Source organism: Acinetobacter sp. WCHAc060025 (assembly GCF_004209355.1).
GTDB classification, from domain to species: Bacteria; Pseudomonadota; Gammaproteobacteria; order Pseudomonadales; family Moraxellaceae; genus Acinetobacter; species Acinetobacter wuhouensis.
The window spans coordinates 92,443-111,487 of the sequence record NZ_SGSX01000013.1 but is presented as its reverse complement, the minus strand read 5'-3'; the positions used below and the strand labels follow the sequence as shown (position 1 = coordinate 111,487).

Here is a 19,045-nt window from a genome sequence, read left to right as displayed (position 1 = left end):
TATGATTCAAGTCGGCTTTGCTGCGTTCTACCTCGTTTATGCTGAAACGCTGAATTGGGTAGTGCCTGATTTTCATTTAGACGTCTGTGATTTCTTAGAGGATTACGGCTCGCTTGGCTTATTGATGATGCCACGTGGACACGGTAAATCGACAATTCTTGATATCTATAACGCTTGGAGGCTCTACAATAATCCTGATCATTTGATTTTGCACCAAGGCGCAACCGATCCTGATGCATACAAAGTCAGTCGAGGTACCGAACAAGTATTAGAACGGCATCCGCTTTGCCAATTATTTAATGTAAAAAAAGTACGTGGTGAAACTCAAAAATGGTGGGTCACTGGTTCAAGTGATGTACGTCACGGTTCTATTCATGCTCGTGGCATTATGTCTAACGTAACTGGTTCACGTGCCAATGAAATTCAGAATGATGATGTGGAAGTCCCAGGGAATATTGGTACACCTGAAGCACGTGAAAAGCTTCGCTATCGCCTAGGTGAACAGACGTTTATTTTAATACCGGGTGGACAAGAATTATATGTAGGTACACCGCACACACATGATTCTTTATATTCTGAAATCATGCAAAACCCTGACGCAAAATGTTTAATTTTCAGAATGTTTGAAAAAGAAAAACGTTTTGAAACGATCATTGAATGTTTTGTGGATTTTGCTCCAGTTTATATTTTTAGTGGGATTGGTCGAAATTCTAAATTATTGACTGCTGGTAAAGACTATCAAGTCCATAAAAGCGGTTCAGGTTTTAAAATCACATTTGATGAATCTCACGCCCTCCTCGATGTTTACAGTGAAGCACTTTGGCCAGAACGTTTTACTGCGAAAGAAATGCAGAAACGTAGACGTAAATGCCGAACTCTCAATGAGTGGGATTCACAGTATCAATTACATGCCAAGCCTGTCGGGGATGTTCGTTTAAATCCTGAAAAGCTTATTCCGTATGATGTAGAGCCAATTTTAAAACGTGCCAATGGTCAATATTACATGACTCTTGGTGAGCGTAAAATTGTTGGTATGACGTGTAGCTGGGACCCATCATCTGGAAAACTTAAGTCTGATACTTCTGCAGTTGAATTAGTGTTGCATGATGATATTGGCAATAAGTATTGGCATCGATCTATTGAGCTTACTGGTGAAGTTGTCACACATGATAGTCAAGGCAACATTACAGGCGGTCAAGTTTGGCAACTTTGCGATCTTGTAGAGCAATATAAAATTCCACGAATCACCATTGAAACCAATGGTATTGGGGGATTCGCACCATCTGCACTAAAAGGGGCATTAAAAAAACGTCGAATTCGATGTGGTGTAAAAACTCAGCATTCAAGCCAAAATAAAAATAAACGAATTTTAGAGGGGATTGAGGGGCCCTTAATTTCAGGCATGTTATGGGTACATGTTTCTGTGATCGACACGCCAGATGGTGAAAATACATCAAAACAATACAAACAAATGCAGCGTTTTAACCCTGCATTGACCGAGCAAGAAGATGATCATCTTGATTCTTTAGCGCGCGCAATCACTGAATCACCTGAACGTGTAGGTAAATTACACAGCAATCTTGAAGCGAATGAGTCGCCTAATTGGAGAATGGATGGTGGTGTCGTTGAAGCCACCTTAGATTTTGAACATTAAGGTGATAATCATGGCAGTACCTGAACAGACTCCATATAAAGAATATACAGCTAATGGTGTAACTAAAATATTCCCATTGGGGTTCGATGTTTTAGAGCAAGATCATTTGATTGTTTTGGTCAATGATATTGAGCCACCTGTGGGGAGCTGGTCTTTAGATGCTGTAAATGACACGGTTGTATTTAAAAATGCACCTGTCGACGGCGCTGATATCAAGATACGTCGTGACACACCTCTTAAACGATCCACAGACTATAAGACATATAACGCATCTCTCAACCCATCTTCTGTGAATACCGATTTCGATAATATTTGGCGAAAACTCCAAGAAATGGGTGTGCTTAATTGGATGGTCAATAATGATGTCAAGGACTTAAATGAATATGTTGACTCGTTGAATGATGAAACAAAAGCTCAATTTTTAGCAGAAATTCAAAAACAAGGAATTTCATTAAATCAACTTGAGAGTTTCACAAATCAAATCTATCAAAATTTGGCAAATGTGGCAGTAAGTAAAGGTTGGTTTGCTGAATTTGTCGCGGATGGTACAGAAAATCAAAAGCAAATTAATGATTTAACTACAAGATATTGCAAAAATATTAATGAATTAATAGCAATAAAAGTTAGAAAGAATGGACAAGAGGTATCTGTGTCTTGTTTGAGGCAAGGTGGTGTATTTTATTATGATGAGGATAGAAAAAATGAAAATAATAAAGGTACGTGTTTTAACGGTTGGATTCGTAAATATTTCGGATCAGTGTATTTAGATTGGTTTTGCGAAACAGACCCATCAACAACAGACTGTTCACTCTATCTAGAAAGAGCGTTAGCTGTATCAAAAAGTGTGAAATGTAGTGGGCGTGATTATCTGTTCACTGGACGCGTTGGTATCCCTGATATCGAGCAGTCAAACTATGCATTTAGATTGATAAAAATTCACGGTGATGGCGACACTGTATTTAAAATTGATTGTAAAACGCATGGTCGTGCTGTATTTACAAGTAGATTAGGAAAAGCAGACCCGACAAGCACAGCGAACAACTTTGTTGGAAAAGTTGATTTTAAAGAAATTAATTTTATCGGCGTTAATTCAAATTTAAAGCATGACCTGACTGAAGCTAACAAAAATTTAATTGATATAGTGTTCGATGGGGATCGTTTGTATAACAGCTTTGCGAGAGACTGTAATTTTATACATTTACGTTCGCCTTTAACTTGTGTTCAGAGCAGAGGTGCTAATGTAGAAGGAGGAAATGCTTACTCTCAATCTTTCTCTTTTTTGCATAATCACTTTTATCACAATCTAAACATTGTTGAAGCGGATCAATTGTTGAATTTCCGCTTTGTATTTAATAAATGTGAAAAAAATTATGCTGGATTTAAAGTTAAATCTAAAAGTTCTTCCCCAGCTTTGGGTGTTTGTACTATTGATTACAATTTATTTGAAGCTGGTGGGCAATTTATAGATATTTTTGGTGATGTAGTTGGTGGGGCAATCTGGAATAACTACCTAGAATATAATGTATTCGAAGATGTTCCTGTTAACTTATGTCAAATTTTGATTTCAGGTGCAGCCAATGGCTGTGTAATTGGCACTAATAATTTTGGAGGGCAGATTGATTTTACAGGCTATGATACAGAATATGTTGATATCAAAATACAGGGTGCAGCATACGATGATTCTTTTGGAACTGATTATAGTAAAACAAAGCCTGTCTTGATCGGCAACACTACAACTAGTCGGCAACTTAATAGCATGAGTCGAGTTATAGATATTTCTAATTCTTCACCTAATTTCACAGTGAATGGCTGGGGAAAAACAAAAACATTATCACACTTAAATTCAGCAAACATTAAAAGTCATCAAGAGTCTGATGTTACATTCAATCGCGGAATTTTTAATAAACCTCTAGAGTATTCAGCAGTTGCTAAAAATGGCACAACTGTTAAAACACATCGGGATTCTGATGCATCTGTGATTGTTGCTATTTTAGATTTGAAACAAATGGAAAATGGAAAGTCTAAAAATAAATTCTCAACAATTACAGGTGAGTTAAACGCTAATATAGAATTAATAAGAGATAATTTAAACATCGGACATGCGTCGGCACGTATACATGTTGCTATTTATGCTACAGGAAAAGGTATTGAAGAAGCATTACAATATAATGAAGTTAGAGTCCAAGCAAAATTATTATCTATACTTCAACCTTTTGATATTCCAATTTCTACTAATTTTCCAGAAACAAATTTATTAAAAAAACAGTTTGTAGAGCCCGATGTTAGCGCTGTTATAGAATCTCTTGGTGATGGTAGATATGCAGTACGTTTAACAAATTATCTTGGCGTAGGTGTCGGTACTTATGGAGCACCGTTAGAAATTTATAGCTCACTCACATGGCAAGCGAGTGTTGGTTGTCGAAATGTAATCGAGCAAATTGGAAATCGTGTTTCATTCATTGGATATTGGTGGTAATACACAACGAATCACACTAAACCCTGATCTTTAATTAGATCAGGGTTTTTTAATATCTAATTTGTGAGGTTTATATGCAAGAGAATACGATACTTGGGATGCTTAAAGTTATTCCTGCAGTCGTTGGGGCATTGGTTGCGCTTGTGTTGAGTGGTGATATTGATCGTGATGGAAAAATTCAAATTTCGCTTGGAGTGATTGGGAAGTTTGTTGCAAGTGTAACTATCAGTTTATACGGTGGTTCAGCTTTTATTGAACATTTTGATTTATTGGCTAAATCAACAATGTATAAAGGCTTTGTAATGTTGATCTTTGCTATCTTCGGTTTACTAGTAATTGGCATTGTGTATCAGTCGATTGCTTTATTAAAAGGAAAACCACTGTCTGAAGTAATCACAGAAATTAAAGCTGCTTTTATTTCAATTATTGGCAACAGTAAGGGAGGGCAGAACTAATGACTAAAGCATTTTTTGATGAAGCTCGCATAATTGCTGGTGGTAAATTGACTCAAAAACAGGTTGATACATTAAATAAAGTAATCACTGATCTAACACCAGTTCAGGCAGTGAAAAAATTAAGCGCGTCAGGTATTAAATTGATTCGCAGTTTTGAAAGTCTAGAACTGGAAGCCTATGACGATGGTGTAGGTGTATGGACAATTGGTTTTGGTACAACAATAGCTAATGGTGTGAAAGTCAAAAAAGGTGATGTATGCACACTTGAGCAAGCTGTAGCATACATGACTAATGATCTAAAGCGTTTCGAGCAAACTGTAAATAGTGCTGTGACTGTGCCCTTAAATCAGAATCAATATGATGCACTGGTTTCGCTGACATATAACATTGGCCAAAATGCTTTTAACAATTCCACACTATTAAAAAAATTGAATACGAAAGACTATAAAGGTGCGGCCGCTCAATTTGATGTTTGGAATAAAGCAGGTGGCAAAGTGATGAAAGGCTTAGTGAATAGACGAGCCGTAGAACGAAAATTATTTGAAACCCTCATTTGAGGGTTTTTCTTTTACAAGCCGCGCCATTGATCCACCTCATTAGCATACCAGTGCATTAATTCTAAACGCTCATCCCAGTACATTGCTCTGTTGTAAATTTTGCTTGTGGCATCATGTGTCGTTGATTTATTAACGTGAGCAATTTGATAATCAATCACTTCACCGCGAAACAACTTACTTTCATTAGCGTGTGTTGAAAGTAGAGATCGGAACCCATGTGTCACCATCTTATCTTTATAGCCCATTGTTTTAATCATTTTTAAAACTGATTCTGAGGTCATGTATTCATGTGGTTTTCCACGTTTCTTAAACAAATAACCATCATCTGTTCTGACATCATATAGTTGCTTAAATAAGTCATAAATTTGAGGAACCATTGGAACGAGCAAATCTTTTCTTCTTTTCATGCGCTCTGCTGGAATTATCCAAATCTTATTTTCCCAATCAAATTCACCCGAATCCCATCGAGCTTTTAATAATTCACTAATACGTGTACCTGTGTAGCAAACAAGATACAAAGCAGTCTTTACAAGTGAGCCTGATTTTGATGATTTAATATTTTTAAAAAACTCAGGCATTTCTTCAACTGGTAAACATGGATGACTATCAGAATCATAGTCAGGAATTACATCCTCAACTAACACACAAGGATTTTTCTGTGTGTAGTCTGAAGCAATGGCAAAATTAAATAATGCGTGCCCGAGTCGCAAGGTACGAGTGGCTGTTTCAAGTGTACCTTTCCCCACGATCTCTTTAATTTTTGCTGAAATTTGTCGGCGCTCAATTTCATCTATTGATTGATTTTCAAAATCTTCTGTTAAGTATTTAAGACGATATTCAACTGTTTCGTAGTATTTTTTACTTGACCACTGTGGCTTCATCATTGCAAGCCATTCCGTGCGAACTGATTTCACGGTTGGCGCATCAAGAACCTTTCCTGACAACTCAGTTTTAAAAGTACGCGCAAGTTGACGCGCATCCTTGCAACCAACTTCGGGGTATGTCCCAATGTTGCGTTGATTCTGTTTCCCATTTACCCGATATGACAAAACCCATCTTTTCTTCCCATTCGGCAGAACAGAAACATTCAACCCCTCACCATCGGCGACTGAATATCTTTTTTCTTTCGGCTTTAAAGCTTTAACTTGAGCATCTGAGAGCATGTTGTTATACCGTGTAACAGTTGTATAACACTGTATATTGATAAACATTGATTATCAATATTTAAGTTTGATCATGTTTAACTGATAAATAGGCAATAAAAAAGCCCTAAATCGTTAAGAATTAAGGCTTTTTCACTAAATTTGATTAACTTTAATTTACATTAATCAACTTTGATTTTCATATTTGGTGGAGATGGCGGGAGTTGAACCCGCGTCCGCCAACACTACACTCGAGAATACTACATGCTTAGATATCGTCAATTATTTTAACGCTAAGTGACCCGACGAACAGGGTACAAAACGCGATCCTCTAAATTTAGTACAAAGCCCCGAGGCTTGACTTTATACGGACTTGTGTGCGTGCGCTTCGGTCGGGTTCACTGACCACAAGTATTCAGTGAAGCGGACAAACTGCCCTTAGGCAGCTAGAGCGTAAGATTCGTCGTTTGCGACTAAAATATGCAAATTTGATTTACGAGAGAAAATGCGCTCTCGGCATGCATCTATGAGCTTCATCATCAGCGTCGAAGCCAATAACATCCCCAGATAACGACGCTATCATAACATAACTGTTGCAAATTAATCAGATAATTCACTACATTTATATCACATGATGCGCTTGTTTCTATAATTGCGTTACTATCACTATTTTTCAAGGGACAAATATAAAAAAGATGAGCTATTTACTCGCACTTGATCAAGGAACAACCTCTAGCCGAGCGATTATCTTCGATGAACATGGAAAAGTTCATGCAACAGCTCAAAGAGAAACACAAATTAAAACCCCGCATTCAGGTTGGGTTGAACAAGATGCAATGGAAATTTGGACCACACAGATTGCCGTGGTACAGCAGGCGATCGCTTCAGCACGATTGCTCGCTAAAGATATTAAAGCATTAGGTTTAACCAATCAGCGAGAAACCACGGTTGTTTGGGATAAACGCACAGGAAAACCGCTTGCACCTGCGATCGTATGGCAAGACCGTCGTGCGGCAGAGTGGTGTAATCAACTGCTTGAAAATAATCACGCAGAGAAAATTCATAAAACCACAGGTTTGCGCATCGACCCATATTTCAGTGCAGGAAAATTAGTCTGGTTGTTGGAAAATGTCGATGGATTAAGAGCGCTTGCAGAACAAGGGCATGTTGCTTTTGGAACCATTGACAGTTGGTTGATCTGGAACTTGACGCAAGGTTCAGAGCATGTGATTGAAGCGAGTAATGCATCACGTACCATGCTGATGAATTTAAGCACTCAACATTGGGATCAAGAACTTCTTAATTTATTTAATATTCCTGAAAATGTATTACCGAAAATTATTCATTCAGATCAATATATTGCCAATACAGCAACGGGATTATTAGGCGCTGAAATTCCGATTTCTGGCGTATTAGGTGATCAACAATCTGCATTATTCGGACAATCTTGTTTTGAAGCAGGTACAGCAAAAAATACCTATGGCACAGGTTGTTTTATGCTATTTAACACTGGAACAAAAATTCAATATAGCCAAAATCAATTACTAACAACACTTGCGTGGAATTGCCAAAACCAGACCAATTATGCACTTGAAGGTAGTGTTTTCATGGCAGGGGCAATTGTCCAGTGGCTTAGAGATGGTTTAGGCATTATAAAAAATAGTGCCGAAGTGGAAAAGTTAGCGTGCCAAGTCAATGATACCGATGGTGTGGTTTTAGTACCTGCATTTACAGGGTTAGGTGCGCCACATTGGGACACCGATGCCAGAGCTTTGCTTTGTGGTATGTCACGTGGAACCAATAAATCACATATTGCTCGAGCAGCCTTAGAATCCATTGCATTCCAAGTGTCGGACGTTCTTACCGCCATGCAGTCGGATATTGCACAACCTTTAAAAGAGTTGCGAGTCGATGGTGGGGCAAGTCAAAATGACATGCTGATGCAATTCCAAGCCGATATTTTAAATGTACCCGTATTACGTCCTAAGCTTTTAGAATCCACAGCATGGGGTGCAGCCGCGATGGCAGGATTGAAAATTGGAGTATTTTCAAATTTAGAAGAAATTTCTGAATCTTGGCAATTAGATCGGGCTTTTGAACCCAATATGAGTGATGACCAAAGACAACATCATTTAGTTTTATGGAATGAAGCTTTACATCGTGCTAAATCGCACTGATTTGGCTTTTAGATCGCTGAATATTCGTAATTGATGTTACGCACTTCAAAAGAACAGCATGTTTTAAACTGTTTTGAAGCTTACTTAGCGGAGTCTTACATCAAAAGTTTTAATTTCAGGATCAGCCTTCGGCTCGAGGTACTTTTGTTTTGGCAAAAGTACCCAAAACCATTGTCATCCGCAGAACTCGTCCACTACCGTCAAGTTATTGGAGACTTCGCAGAAACATTTATAATTAGAATGAGTCCTGCCTCAAACAATTGCGGATGACGCTTTCGCGTATCCACTTTTTTCGAGACTTTAAAATATGAATTTGATGTTACTGCGTAACACCAGTTTATAATTTATAGCTTTTGCCATTTCACATTTTCATCTGCAAAATTGACTAGAAATGAAAGACCTGTATCATCACCGACGAGATAAGAAGATTGGTTGACCATGAGAACTTTCAACAATCGACCTGATTCGACAACGATCGGTTGTAATTCTGCTTTCTTCAAAGTCACTGGCTCTAATAATTCAATGATTTCCATTTCTAAGGTTAACCTATTGTTAAAAAATAAAATTGATGAATTGATTATTACATAGAAGATTAGGACTATGCTGAATAGCAACTTAAAATTTGCAAATAATCTTCCAGTTCTTCTGTGTATTTTCAATCAAAAAATTAAAGCCAAGCGAAGTTTAAATCCAACTGATTTGGAATCAAACATCGCTTGGAAGCTGTCTTTTACCTTCTTCTTGAGTCTTTTCTGAATTTATAGCGTGATTGTTGCACCGAGTGCTTTGACAAATTGAGCCAATCAAACTGGATGCGCAGGCCAAGCTGGTGCAGTGACCAAGTGACCATCGGTAACTGCTTCAGTCACTGCAATATCAGCATATTGTCCGCCAGCAAGTTTTACTTCCGCTGCGCAAGCAGGATAAGCTGAACATAAACGTCCTTTTAAAACATCGGCAGCAGCGAGTATTTGCGCACCATGGCAAACTGCGGCAATGGGTTTTTTAACTGCATCAAATTCGCGAACAATTTCAATAATACGTGCATTCATACGTAAATACTCTGGCGCGCGTCCACCTGGGATTACTAAGCCAACATACTCCTCGGTATTCACATTGGCAAAATCATAGTTAATCGCAAAGTTATGACCACGCTTTTCACTATAGGTTTGTTCGCCTTCAAAGTCGTGAATCGCGGTTGCAACAGTGTCACCCGCTTTTTTATCTGGGCATACAGTATGTACCGTATAGCCTAATCCAGTGAGGAATTGAAACGGAACCATTGTTTCATAATCTTCAACATAATCACCAACTAACATGAGAATTTGTTTAGCCATTTTTATACCCTCTATAGAATCTTTATTCACGATTAAATGAGATAATCAGATCAGAAAATTAATTAAGAATTAAGTTAAAAATAGCATGCCAAGATTTCAGTTTTAAGTTGAATGTATACGGCTTTAGTCTTAATGAGGAAGACTAAACTGTAATAAAAATTATCCTATTTTAAAGCAATGCGACTCCAGCACCTGCACCAATCACCATTAACCAAACAGGGTGGACATTTTTAAATAAACTGAGTGCGATGGTAAGGATCACGATAGCGATGAGTAGAGCATTTTGAACTGATGCTTGTGCAATAATCCAAGCACTGATCAAGACTAAACCGACGGTAATTGGTTTCAGCGCTTTTTCAAATTGAAGTCGTAAAGGATTGTCTTTGAAACGATTCCAAAATTTCAAAGCATAGATGGTAATGATTGAAGAAGGTCCGAACTTCGCCAATGACGTGACCAATAAGCCCATTGGTCCTGCAACATGCCAACCAACAAGAGGGACAATCATCATATTCGGTCCAGGTGCAGCTTGTGCCATTGCAAACATTGAACTGAATTGTTCAGCAGTCATCCATTGGTGTACGACAACCACTTGATGTTGCATTTCAGGCAAGATCACATTTCCGCCACCAAAAGCCAATAATGACAATTGTGTAAATACTAAAGTCAGTGCAATGAGTACATACATTTTTGATTACTCCTGAATGTTGTTGGCTTGTTCGGAACGTCGTTTAAATGTCAGAACAGACATATTTATGGTCACGAGAATCAGTAAAGTCAGCGCCAAAGGAAGTTTGATCAACAGCATGAAAATAATAGTCAGTAGGATAGTGAAATAAGTCAGTTTCTTTTTCATCAAGGGTTTTAGCATTTTAAAACCTGTGGCAAATAACAAGCCTGCCGCAGCGGCAGCTAAACCTTGAATCATGTGTTGTACCAGTTGAATCTCTTGGAAATTAACATAGATTTGATAGAGCGAAATCACGATCACAGTTGGAGCGAGCATTAGCCCAAATACAGCACTGAAAGCACCTTTTGCACCTGCAAAATCATAGCCTATAGCAACTGCCATATTGACAATATTGCCACCTGGGAGGATTTGACAAACGCCGAGTAGATCGGTGAATTTGTCCGAGCTGAGCCATTTTTGCTCCTCAACAATCATGTGGCGAGCAAGGGGTAAAACACCACCAAAGCCCATAAGTCCAAGTTTCATAAAGCCTAAAAATAATGTTTTGCAATTTGGTACTACGAGGTTTTGTTGCATGGAAATAGCATCTGTATTCATTTCGGTCTCAAGTCACTCACATCATTCTGTCTATCTTGAGAATGATTATCTGCTTGTTGAGTTATGATGAAAAATGCTATTTTTGCTCTTATTCATACCTTAAAAGTATGAATTGGTGCTGAGATAATAATTAATCAAGGGATGGCAGATGATTGATATTCATAAATTGAAAGCTTTCGTTGCTGTGGTTGAGGAAAGTAATATTTCACATGCAGCCGTGCGTTTGAATATGCAACAACCGCCTTTGACGCGCTTAATCAAAAGTCTTGAAGATGAATTAGACACGGCATTGCTGACTCGTTTACCACGTGGCGTAGAAGTCACCGAAGCAGGTAAGGCGTTGTATCAGGAAGCATTAACCATTCTGGCGCATGCACAAGCGATTCCGAAACGAGTACAAAATATTTCCAAAGGTTTAGAAGGACAGATCAATATTGGTTTTACCAACTCCGTTGGATTGCATTCTTTTTTACCGAGTTTATTGCGGAACTTTCGTGAAGCCTTTCCAAATGTTTCGATTCATTTGGAAGAAGATGGCAGTAGTGCTTTAATTGACTCTATTCTCAATCAAAAGAATGGCATTGTCTTTTTACGCAAGCCTGCACCAATGAGTCTGGGGCTGACGAGTTTGCATGTCCTAGATGAGCCGCTGATTGTTGCTTTACCGAATAATCATCCATTGGCTGAACATGCAGATCCTATCCATTTATTAGACTTAGAACCCTATGATTTTGTGTTGTACCGTCGTTTAGCAGGGCAAGACCTGTTTGATAATATTTTGGCAAGTTGTTACCAAGCGGGTTTTAGTCCCAACATCGTGCAAGAAGCGCCACGTCTTACATCAAGTCTAAATTTAATCGCGGCAGGGATTGGTTTATCGATCGTGCCAGAAGCGATTCAGGATTTTTGGAATAAGCAAATTGTTTATAAAACGCTTGAAGCTGAAACGCCGTGTATTGCGCCAATTTATGCGATTTATAAAGAAAATTTAGACCATGTTCATTTAAAACATATTTTAAAATTACTGGTGGAATAGTTTTTATTCATAAAGTTCATTCAAAAATTTAAGCATTTGGAATAGGGAAAAAATCTATGTCGATGTTGTTGAACATTTCTAGAATATGAATTTGGCTTTATTACACTTTTCTACAATGAAAAGATAAAACTAAGCTTAGTATGAACAACTTAGCGTTCATCACTAAAAGAAAATTGAGGATAAAGCATTGAAAAACAGATGGGTAAAAAGTGTCTTAACTGTTGCAATCATGGCAGCATCGGCTTCGCTATGGGCAGAGACTGTGACTCCAGTCAGCCAATCTGTTCAAACTGTCACTAAAGCTCAAATCAAGTCAGGAATAGATAAGCAATACTTTGATCATGAAGTGCGTGCCAATGATGATTTTTTTAAACATACCAATGGCTTGTGGTTGAAAAATACTGAGATTCCAGCAGATAAAGCGGGCTGGGGAATATTCTATCAATTGGCAGAAGAGTCAATTGTAAGACTGCATGGTATTGTCGAAGAGCTTTCAAAGCAAAATAATGCCAAAGGCAGTACAGAGCAGAAAGTTGCAACTTTGTATGCAGATTTTATGAATGAAAAAGCCATTGAAGACTTAGGCATCAAACCCATCCAAGCTGAAATTGATCGTGTTGAACACATGAAATCGAAGCAAGATATTGCTCAAGTGGCAGCACATTTTTCCCGTATTGGCGTGACTAGCCCATTCGATGTGGGGATTGATCAAGATATGAAGCAATCGACGGAAATGATTGCCATGCTTGTGCAAAGTGGTTTAGGTCTACCAGACCGTGATTATTATTTAAAAGATGATGCGAAGTTTAAGCAAACGCGTAGCCAATACTTGGCCTATATCGAAAAAACCTTAACACTAGCAGGCGATCAACACGCGAAGCAACGTGCACAAGAGATTCTTAAACTGGAAACGCAAATTGCCAAAGCGCAATGGAGCAATGTTCAGAATCGTGATCTACCAAAACTCTATAATATTTATAAAGTTGAAGACTTAAGCAAACTTACGTCGAAAGTGGATTGGAAAGCCTATCTCGATGGACAGCAATTAAGCGGTAAAATTAGCAAAATCCAAGTGGCTCAACCGAGTTATTTTAAAAATTTAACGCCGATTATTAACAATACATCACTAGATGCATGGAAAGCTTATTTTAAATTCCATTTGATCAGCGATTTTTCGCCACTACTGAGCAAAGCTTTTGTGGATAATAGTTTCGAGTTTTATAGCCACCAATTACGTGACATTAAAGAACCTAAAGTTCGTTGGAAGCGTGGTGTGGCATTGGTGAATGGCACACTCGGTGAAAGCTTGGGGCAAGTCTATGTTGAAAAATATTTCTCTCCTGAGAAAAAGCAACGCATGGAACATTTGGTTCAAAACTTGATGAAAGCCTATTCACAAAGTATTGAACAATTGGATTGGATGAGTCCAACCACCAAAGTACAAGCGCAGAAAAAGCTATCCAGTTTTGCTGTGAAAATTGGCTATCCGAACAAATGGCGTGACTATTCTGCATTAGATATTCAAGAAAATGACTTGGTAGGTAACGTGTTACGTTCACGTGAGTTTGTCCATCAGTTTGAATTGAATAAATTGGGTAAACCCGTAGATCGTGATGAATGGCATATGACCCCACAAACGGTCAATGCATATTACAATCCATCCCTCAATGAAATTGTATTTCCTGCAGCAATTTTACAACCGCCATTCTTTGATATAGACGCAGATGATGCAGTGAATTATGGGGCGATTGGTGCAATTATTGGACATGAAATCAGTCATGGTTTTGATGATCAAGGAAGCCAGTTTGATGATGTTGGAAATATGAAAAATTGGTGGACTGCGGAAGACAATAAGAAGTTTAAAGAAAAAACCCAAGCACTGGTTCAACAATACAAGAGTTATGAAGTTGTGAAAGGCTACCATGTCGATGGTGAACTGACATTGGGTGAGAATATTGCAGATAACTCAGGACTGGCAATTGCGTATAAAGCTTATCAACTGTCTTTAAATGGTCAAGCTGCACCAGTATTGGATAATTTAACTGGTGAGCAACGTTTTTACATTGGTTGGGCGCAAGCTTGGCGTGAGAAGATGAAAGATGCACAACAAATTGAGTATTTAAAATCTGATCCACATTCTCCAAGTGCGGTACGTGCCAATGCAACATTGAAAAATCAACAACCGTTCTATGATGCGTTTAAGCTGAAAGAGGGCGATAAAATGTATTTGCCTGCCAATAAACGTGTGACGATTTGGTAAGTTAACGTCAGTTCGATAAATTATTTTAATAATTTCAGTAGGGTAAGGTTCATTGTGACGGAGTCTTATCGGTTTTGTTCATATATTAGGATTAGCCTTCGGCTCGACCACACTTTTGTTTCGGCAAAAGTGGGCAAAACCATTGTCCTTCGCAGAACTCGTCAGCTACCGAAATATATCAAGATTATCGCAAAAACATTAACTTGCAAGTTGAGCCTAGCCTCAAACAATTGCGAAGGACGTTTCCGCGTATCAAATTTTTGGAAGAAATCAACTCCGAACCTAGGTTAAGTCAATTTTATAAGCTGTCGTATTCTTATTGAGTACGACAGTTTGGTTCAGTATTCTTTAATCAAGCCTTCAAAGTTAATTTTCTAGACAAATAAGTGAAAAAATAATCACGACTAAATACAGCTATTTGCAGTTTCAATTGATTGGCTGTCACTCGTATGTTTTTATGTGATTTTCTTATCATTTTATTTAGATAAATAGTGAGTAAATTCAATGCAATAAGTTTGTTATTTTAAGTGATTTCATATATTTTCATTTGAAAAATATCATTGAGAAATGTGTCGTGAACTTAAAAATATTCTTATTGCTAGGTGGGATGGGCTTTGTATTGCATGGCTGTAGCAGTATGAATGCACTGACATCAGATAGTTTGAAAAGTTTTACATCTCCGCAGGATGTTATTGATAAAAAAAATATTAATGAAAACAATAGTTCTGCTAAAGAATATGTTTATGATTGGGGCAAGAATTACCCTGAGCGTCAGGTTGAGTCTTTAATCCCTCGAAGTTCATTGAGTAATTACTGTATTTCTCATGGTGGACGATTTTCATTGTTCCAAAAAAGTTCAATGCATTTGGTGAAAGATACAGGCTCAAAAAAATTACTCAACACTTATAGTAGTGTGAAACAAGGTATTGGCACGTATTATTGTAAGCAAAGTGACGGTCAGCAATGGTATGTTTCGATTGAACCTTTGTCTGAGCGTAGGATGGATAATGCAAGTCGCGTGGTCAATTTACAGACCAAAATCATGAACTTGGATGAGGTTAAAGCGTTTTATAGTAAAGCGCATACGACGACTACGCTTGCTGAAAAGAAACAAAATACTGTGAATAGTAAAACTCTAAATAATGTAACGTCTAAGACCACCACAGCGAAAGCGATCGAAGATAAAAAAGTGACTCAGCCTGTGGTCGAAGACACAAAAGTTCAGCAAACGACCAATACGGTGGTATCTACACCACAAACTCAACAGATGCAGTTGTATACCTCTGCACGAAAAGATTTAGGACGAGGTCAGAATCAAATCAATGCCTGTAATACTGCCGAGCGCGCATATAATTATGGACGTTTACGCGGTACAAGCAGTGTTAATGCTTATGCGGAATCAGGTATTTTGGTAGCAAAGTGTTTGACTTCAGTTCCGAGTTATAGCCGTCGTTTTTCCAATCCGAATGATCGTGCTAAACGTATTTTACAAAACTTAGCGACTAATCAGAATCATGCAGTGGCAAAGCATATGTTGAATCAAATGAAGTAGTTTAACTTGATCTTATTCTGTTGATGGTATCTTGTTAGATGCCATCAAATAGACGAAAAATTAAAAGAAAAAAGCCTTTAATCAAGAAGAAAATACCACGAATGATGATATTGAAAATAAGTTCAACGAAAATTTCTGCAATTACTTCTAGAATAAATTTAAGTATTTTAATGGCATAGCGTAAAAGCAGACGAATTAATCGGAATAATAACGCAAATGGGTAAATGATTATACTGATTAATATTCTCAATGGCTCTGCAATAGAAAATCCCCAGATTGATTTTGGAGTAAGTTCATCCCATTGCATATCGAAAATATGCTTTTGATGCGATTTCATTTCATCCACAGAGGCGGTATCAGGATTTATTTCGGGTGAGTGATATATTTTTTTCAGTGGTGGTAAGGGTTTTAGTTCTGTATGTGTTGGTATTTCATCTGTTTGTGAAAAGAATAATTTATAAAAAACGATAACTAAAAAAATCGCTAAACATGTGAATAGTATTGCAGTTGTTGTCATTACTTTTATTTTTCATTATTGGTGATTTCAGCATAGTATAAATTTGAAAATATTTTTTATAAAGTTGCACTGGCTTTACAGAGTCATAAAAGTGATGGAGATTCTTTTGTGTTAAAAAGGATTTAATTTCGAAAGAGTACGATTGTTATGTCTCGCCAAGTTTTTTTATCTGTTCAAGGTCATCTTTCACGATTCAGCCGTTCTGCTTTGGTTGCTGTAAGTTTATTGGGAACAGCTCAATTCGCTCAAGCCAGTCAAGCAGGTGATCAGCTCAGTGATTGTTTGGTCAAAGCCACCACAGCAACAGATAAAACCACAGTATTGCAATGGACGTTTGCAGCTTTGTCCGCACATCCAGATTTAAAAACGATGAGTAATATTTCTGATGATCAGAGAACAGCTCTAGATCAGAAGTTTGCACAAGTGGTTCAGCGTGTGATTGTGGAGCAGTGTTCAGCTCAAACGAAGGCTGTGATTCAGGCAGATGGGATTCAAGCTGTAGGTGAAAGTTTTCAAGCTTTGGGGCGCAGTACAGGTGAGGATATTTTAAAGAATCCAGACGTGAAAAAGCAGTTACAAGGTGTGATTCGCTATGTGGATATGGGCAAATTAGTCACTACTTTTTTAACCCCAGATATTTGGAATAAGTTGGGTGTAATACGCCAATAACTGAATGTTCATTTAAGTACGGTCTTTCCCAAAAGATGATTTAAATATTTAATATCGTATTAGAAATGATGCTCTATTTCCGTTGTGAGTTAGAGCATGTGCTTCATCGAATCGTATCCATATTAGAGACTCAAAGAAAATGAATATTTCAGTGTATTTGAATTGAATCGTAAAACGAATTTTTTATCTAAATATGAGTAGAATAGGGCTGTTGTCTTTTAAAAACATTGAGCTATGTCTTTCGAGTTACAAACCATTCTTCAGCCAGATACAGTGTCCACTCCACAGCAGAAAAAACTGTATCGCCTGATTGAAAAAATAGAACAGCAGAAGCTTGAACTGGCAAAGTGGCAACAGGCTAAAGATGAGGTTTTACAATATACCCGTAAGCATTTAATTCCAGTTTATCAGGAATTACACAACATTTTATTTAGTCAGTTGCAACAGCTTTGGGAGCACCTCAGTCATGGCGACTTTTCCAAAGCTGATACTGCTCTGCTGGATAATAAAATTCAGTCGCTTGCACAGTATTTAAAAAGCTCACAATCACTTTCCAGCGAACAGTTAAATAAAGTAGATGAGTTCCATCAGTACTATCAGCAATCATTCGAGCATGAAAAATCCAGGAAAAAGAAAGCGTCAGCAGATCAAACGAAAACTGTTGATCTGGACATTCATAATGATCCTGAAGCATCAGTTGAAATAGAGGACTGGGATCAGGAGCAATATCAGCAACTTCGTGAGCAAGCCAAACTCAAAAGACAGCAGGATAAAAAACAGCAAGCTGAAAAAATGGCGGAGCAGTCTTTAAAAACAGTCTATCTAAAATTAGCTTCAACGATTCATCCTGACCGTGAACCTGATGAAGCTAAAAAACTGGAAAAGACTGAAATTTTTCAGCATGTAAATACAGCCTATGAACAGCAGGATTTGTTTGCTTTACTGAAACTGCAAATACAGATTGAGCAGGATAACGGCTCAAATAAAAAGGGTTTAAGTGAAGAACAGCTTAAGTTTTATAAGATGGCACTGGACAGTCAAAGTCAGAAACTGGCAGATCAACTGGCTGAGTTGATTGATGCTTTGGTCTGGTCTGAAAAAGCTAAAATTAAGGTACGCAAAGCACAAGGGAAACTACAGATTTCTGATCTGTATGGGCAGATTGATGAAGATACTTCTGCGTTGAAACAGCAAGTGAAGTGGGAAAAAGAACGGCTGAAATATATGGGGAAAGTGAAAGGATTGGAGATGTTGTTGGGGAATGGGGTGCTATAAGGTTTGCTTTTCTCCCTTAAAATCACCTTTCCCTCACCCCAACCCTCTCCCAAAGGGAGAGGGAGTTGCATCTAATTAAATACCGTCAATCAGCTTAATAATGAATATTCCCTCTCCTTGTAGGAGAGGGCTAGGGAGAGGTTATAAAATTTGATAATCTAAAGGAAATAATAAAAGCAAAACATAATAAACTCGACCCCCAACTTTTAATTTTCGCCAAATCTATGCGCCAAACTGCCACCGATGCTGAAAACCTGATGTGGCAACTTTTACGTAATAAGCGTTTTATGAATCTTAAATTCCGCCGTCAGCATGTGATTGCGCCGTATATTGTGGATTTTTTCTGTCATGAAATTGGTTTAGTGATTGAGTTGGATGGCAGTCAGCATGGAACAGATGATGCGATTGAATATGACGCTGAACGAACTCAGTTTTTAGAGGCTTTGGGTTTGAAAGTGGTGAGATATTGGAATCATGAGGTGTTGGGGCGGACGGATGTGGTTTTGGAGGATTTGTGGAGTGTTTGCAATGAATTAAAAAGCACCTCTCCCTAACCCTCTCCTGAGAGGAGAGGGGACGCCATTGCGAAATTTATATAGGCGTTAAATCAAATGACGCTCCCTCTCCCTATGGGAGAGGGCTGGGGTGAG

The 19,045-nt window shown here is 38.0% G+C and carries 17 protein-coding genes and 1 other RNA gene; 11 read left to right on the top strand and 7 right to left on the bottom strand.

The genetic code is table 11. The features are described from left to right. Position 1 precedes the first annotated feature (1 nt). The 4 genes from terL (at position 2) to EXE09_RS12525 (ending at position 5,142) form a co-directional block, all read left to right on the top strand. Entirely contained in the window at positions 2-1,654 is a 1,653-nt protein-coding gene (gene terL, locus EXE09_RS12540) for a phage terminase large subunit (protein ID WP_130117501.1), read from the top strand. 10 nt (positions 1,655-1,664) lie between these two features. Further along, positions 1,665-4,130: a hypothetical protein gene (locus EXE09_RS19090; protein WP_228257208.1), complete on the top strand. Its 2,466-nt coding sequence runs from the start codon at positions 1,665-1,667 to the stop codon at positions 4,128-4,130. A gap of 74 nt (positions 4,131-4,204) precedes the next feature. After that, positions 4,205-4,585, top strand: coding sequence for a hypothetical protein (locus EXE09_RS12530; protein ID WP_130117500.1), 381 nt, complete (start codon positions 4,205-4,207; stop codon positions 4,583-4,585). Continuing rightward, positions 4,585-5,142, top strand: a complete 558-nt coding sequence (locus EXE09_RS12525; protein WP_130117499.1) for a lysozyme — start codon at positions 4,585-4,587, stop codon at positions 5,140-5,142. Before EXE09_RS12530 ends, EXE09_RS12525 begins: the two co-directional genes overlap by 1 nt. Positions 5,143-5,153: 11 nt before the next feature. Here EXE09_RS12525 and EXE09_RS12520 read toward each other — a convergent pair whose 3' ends face one another. Then, entirely contained in the window at positions 5,154-6,305 is a 1,152-nt protein-coding gene (locus tag EXE09_RS12520) for a tyrosine-type recombinase/integrase (protein WP_130117498.1), read from the bottom strand. 185 nt (positions 6,306-6,490) lie between these two features. Then, positions 6,491-6,849: a transfer-messenger RNA gene (gene ssrA, locus EXE09_RS12515) on the bottom strand. Positions 6,850-6,979: 130 nt separating this feature from the next. Here ssrA and glpK point away from each other — a divergent pair. Next, positions 6,980-8,461 (top strand): glycerol kinase GlpK, encoded by a 1,482-nt coding sequence (gene glpK / locus EXE09_RS12510; RefSeq protein WP_130117497.1) that lies wholly within the window; start codon positions 6,980-6,982, stop codon positions 8,459-8,461. A gap of 344 nt (positions 8,462-8,805) precedes the next feature. Here glpK and EXE09_RS12505 read toward each other — a convergent pair whose 3' ends face one another. The 4 genes from EXE09_RS12505 to EXE09_RS12490 form a co-directional block, all read right to left on the bottom strand. Further along, entirely contained in the window at positions 8,806-8,994 is a 189-nt protein-coding gene (locus EXE09_RS12505) for a hypothetical protein (RefSeq protein ID WP_087554423.1), read from the bottom strand. A gap of 270 nt (positions 8,995-9,264) precedes the next feature. Continuing rightward, entirely contained in the window at positions 9,265-9,798 is a 534-nt protein-coding gene (locus tag EXE09_RS12500) for a DJ-1/PfpI family protein (protein WP_130117496.1), read from the bottom strand. 169 nt (positions 9,799-9,967) lie between these two features. Further along, positions 9,968-10,486, bottom strand: coding sequence for a chromate transporter (locus tag EXE09_RS12495; RefSeq protein WP_130117495.1), 519 nt, complete (start codon positions 10,484-10,486; stop codon positions 9,968-9,970). A 6-nt stretch (positions 10,487-10,492) separates the two neighbouring features. Continuing rightward, positions 10,493-11,086: a chromate transporter gene (locus EXE09_RS12490; RefSeq protein ID WP_130117494.1), complete on the bottom strand. Its 594-nt coding sequence runs from the start codon at positions 11,084-11,086 to the stop codon at positions 10,493-10,495. A gap of 148 nt (positions 11,087-11,234) precedes the next feature. Between EXE09_RS12490 and EXE09_RS12485 the strand changes: the two genes are divergently transcribed. From EXE09_RS12485 to EXE09_RS12475, 3 genes are all read left to right on the top strand, one after another. Further along, on the top strand, positions 11,235-12,122 hold the full coding sequence (locus tag EXE09_RS12485) for a LysR family transcriptional regulator (protein ID WP_130117493.1): 888 nt from the start codon (positions 11,235-11,237) through the stop codon (positions 12,120-12,122). Between the two features lie 187 nt (positions 12,123-12,309). Further along, positions 12,310-14,382 carry a M13 family metallopeptidase gene (locus tag EXE09_RS12480; RefSeq protein ID WP_130117492.1) on the top strand — a complete coding sequence of 691 codons (2,073 nt, stop codon included), beginning with the start codon at positions 12,310-12,312 and terminating at the stop codon, positions 14,380-14,382. A 574-nt stretch (positions 14,383-14,956) separates the two neighbouring features. Next, positions 14,957-15,934, top strand: a complete 978-nt coding sequence (locus EXE09_RS12475; protein WP_130117491.1) for a hypothetical protein — start codon at positions 14,957-14,959, stop codon at positions 15,932-15,934. 34 nt (positions 15,935-15,968) lie between these two features. On the opposite strand, the gene EXE09_RS12470 is transcribed toward EXE09_RS12475, so the two are convergent. After that, positions 15,969-16,451, bottom strand: coding sequence for a hypothetical protein (locus EXE09_RS12470; RefSeq protein ID WP_130114247.1), 483 nt, complete (start codon positions 16,449-16,451; stop codon positions 15,969-15,971). A 147-nt stretch (positions 16,452-16,598) separates the two neighbouring features. On the opposite strand from EXE09_RS12470, the gene EXE09_RS12465 reads away from it, so the two are divergent. The 3 genes from EXE09_RS12465 (at position 16,599) to EXE09_RS12455 (ending at position 18,949) form a co-directional block, all read left to right on the top strand. After that, on the top strand, positions 16,599-17,120 hold the full coding sequence (locus tag EXE09_RS12465; protein WP_130114246.1) for a hypothetical protein: 522 nt from the start codon (positions 16,599-16,601) through the stop codon (positions 17,118-17,120). 234 nt (positions 17,121-17,354) lie between these two features. After that, entirely contained in the window at positions 17,355-18,395 is a 1,041-nt protein-coding gene (locus EXE09_RS12460; protein ID WP_130117490.1) for a molecular chaperone DnaJ, read from the top strand. Positions 18,396-18,565: 170 nt separating this feature from the next. After that, positions 18,566-18,949: an endonuclease domain-containing protein gene (locus EXE09_RS12455; RefSeq protein WP_265937152.1), complete on the top strand. Its 384-nt coding sequence runs from the start codon at positions 18,566-18,568 to the stop codon at positions 18,947-18,949. The last annotated feature ends 96 nt before the right edge of the window (positions 18,950-19,045 follow it).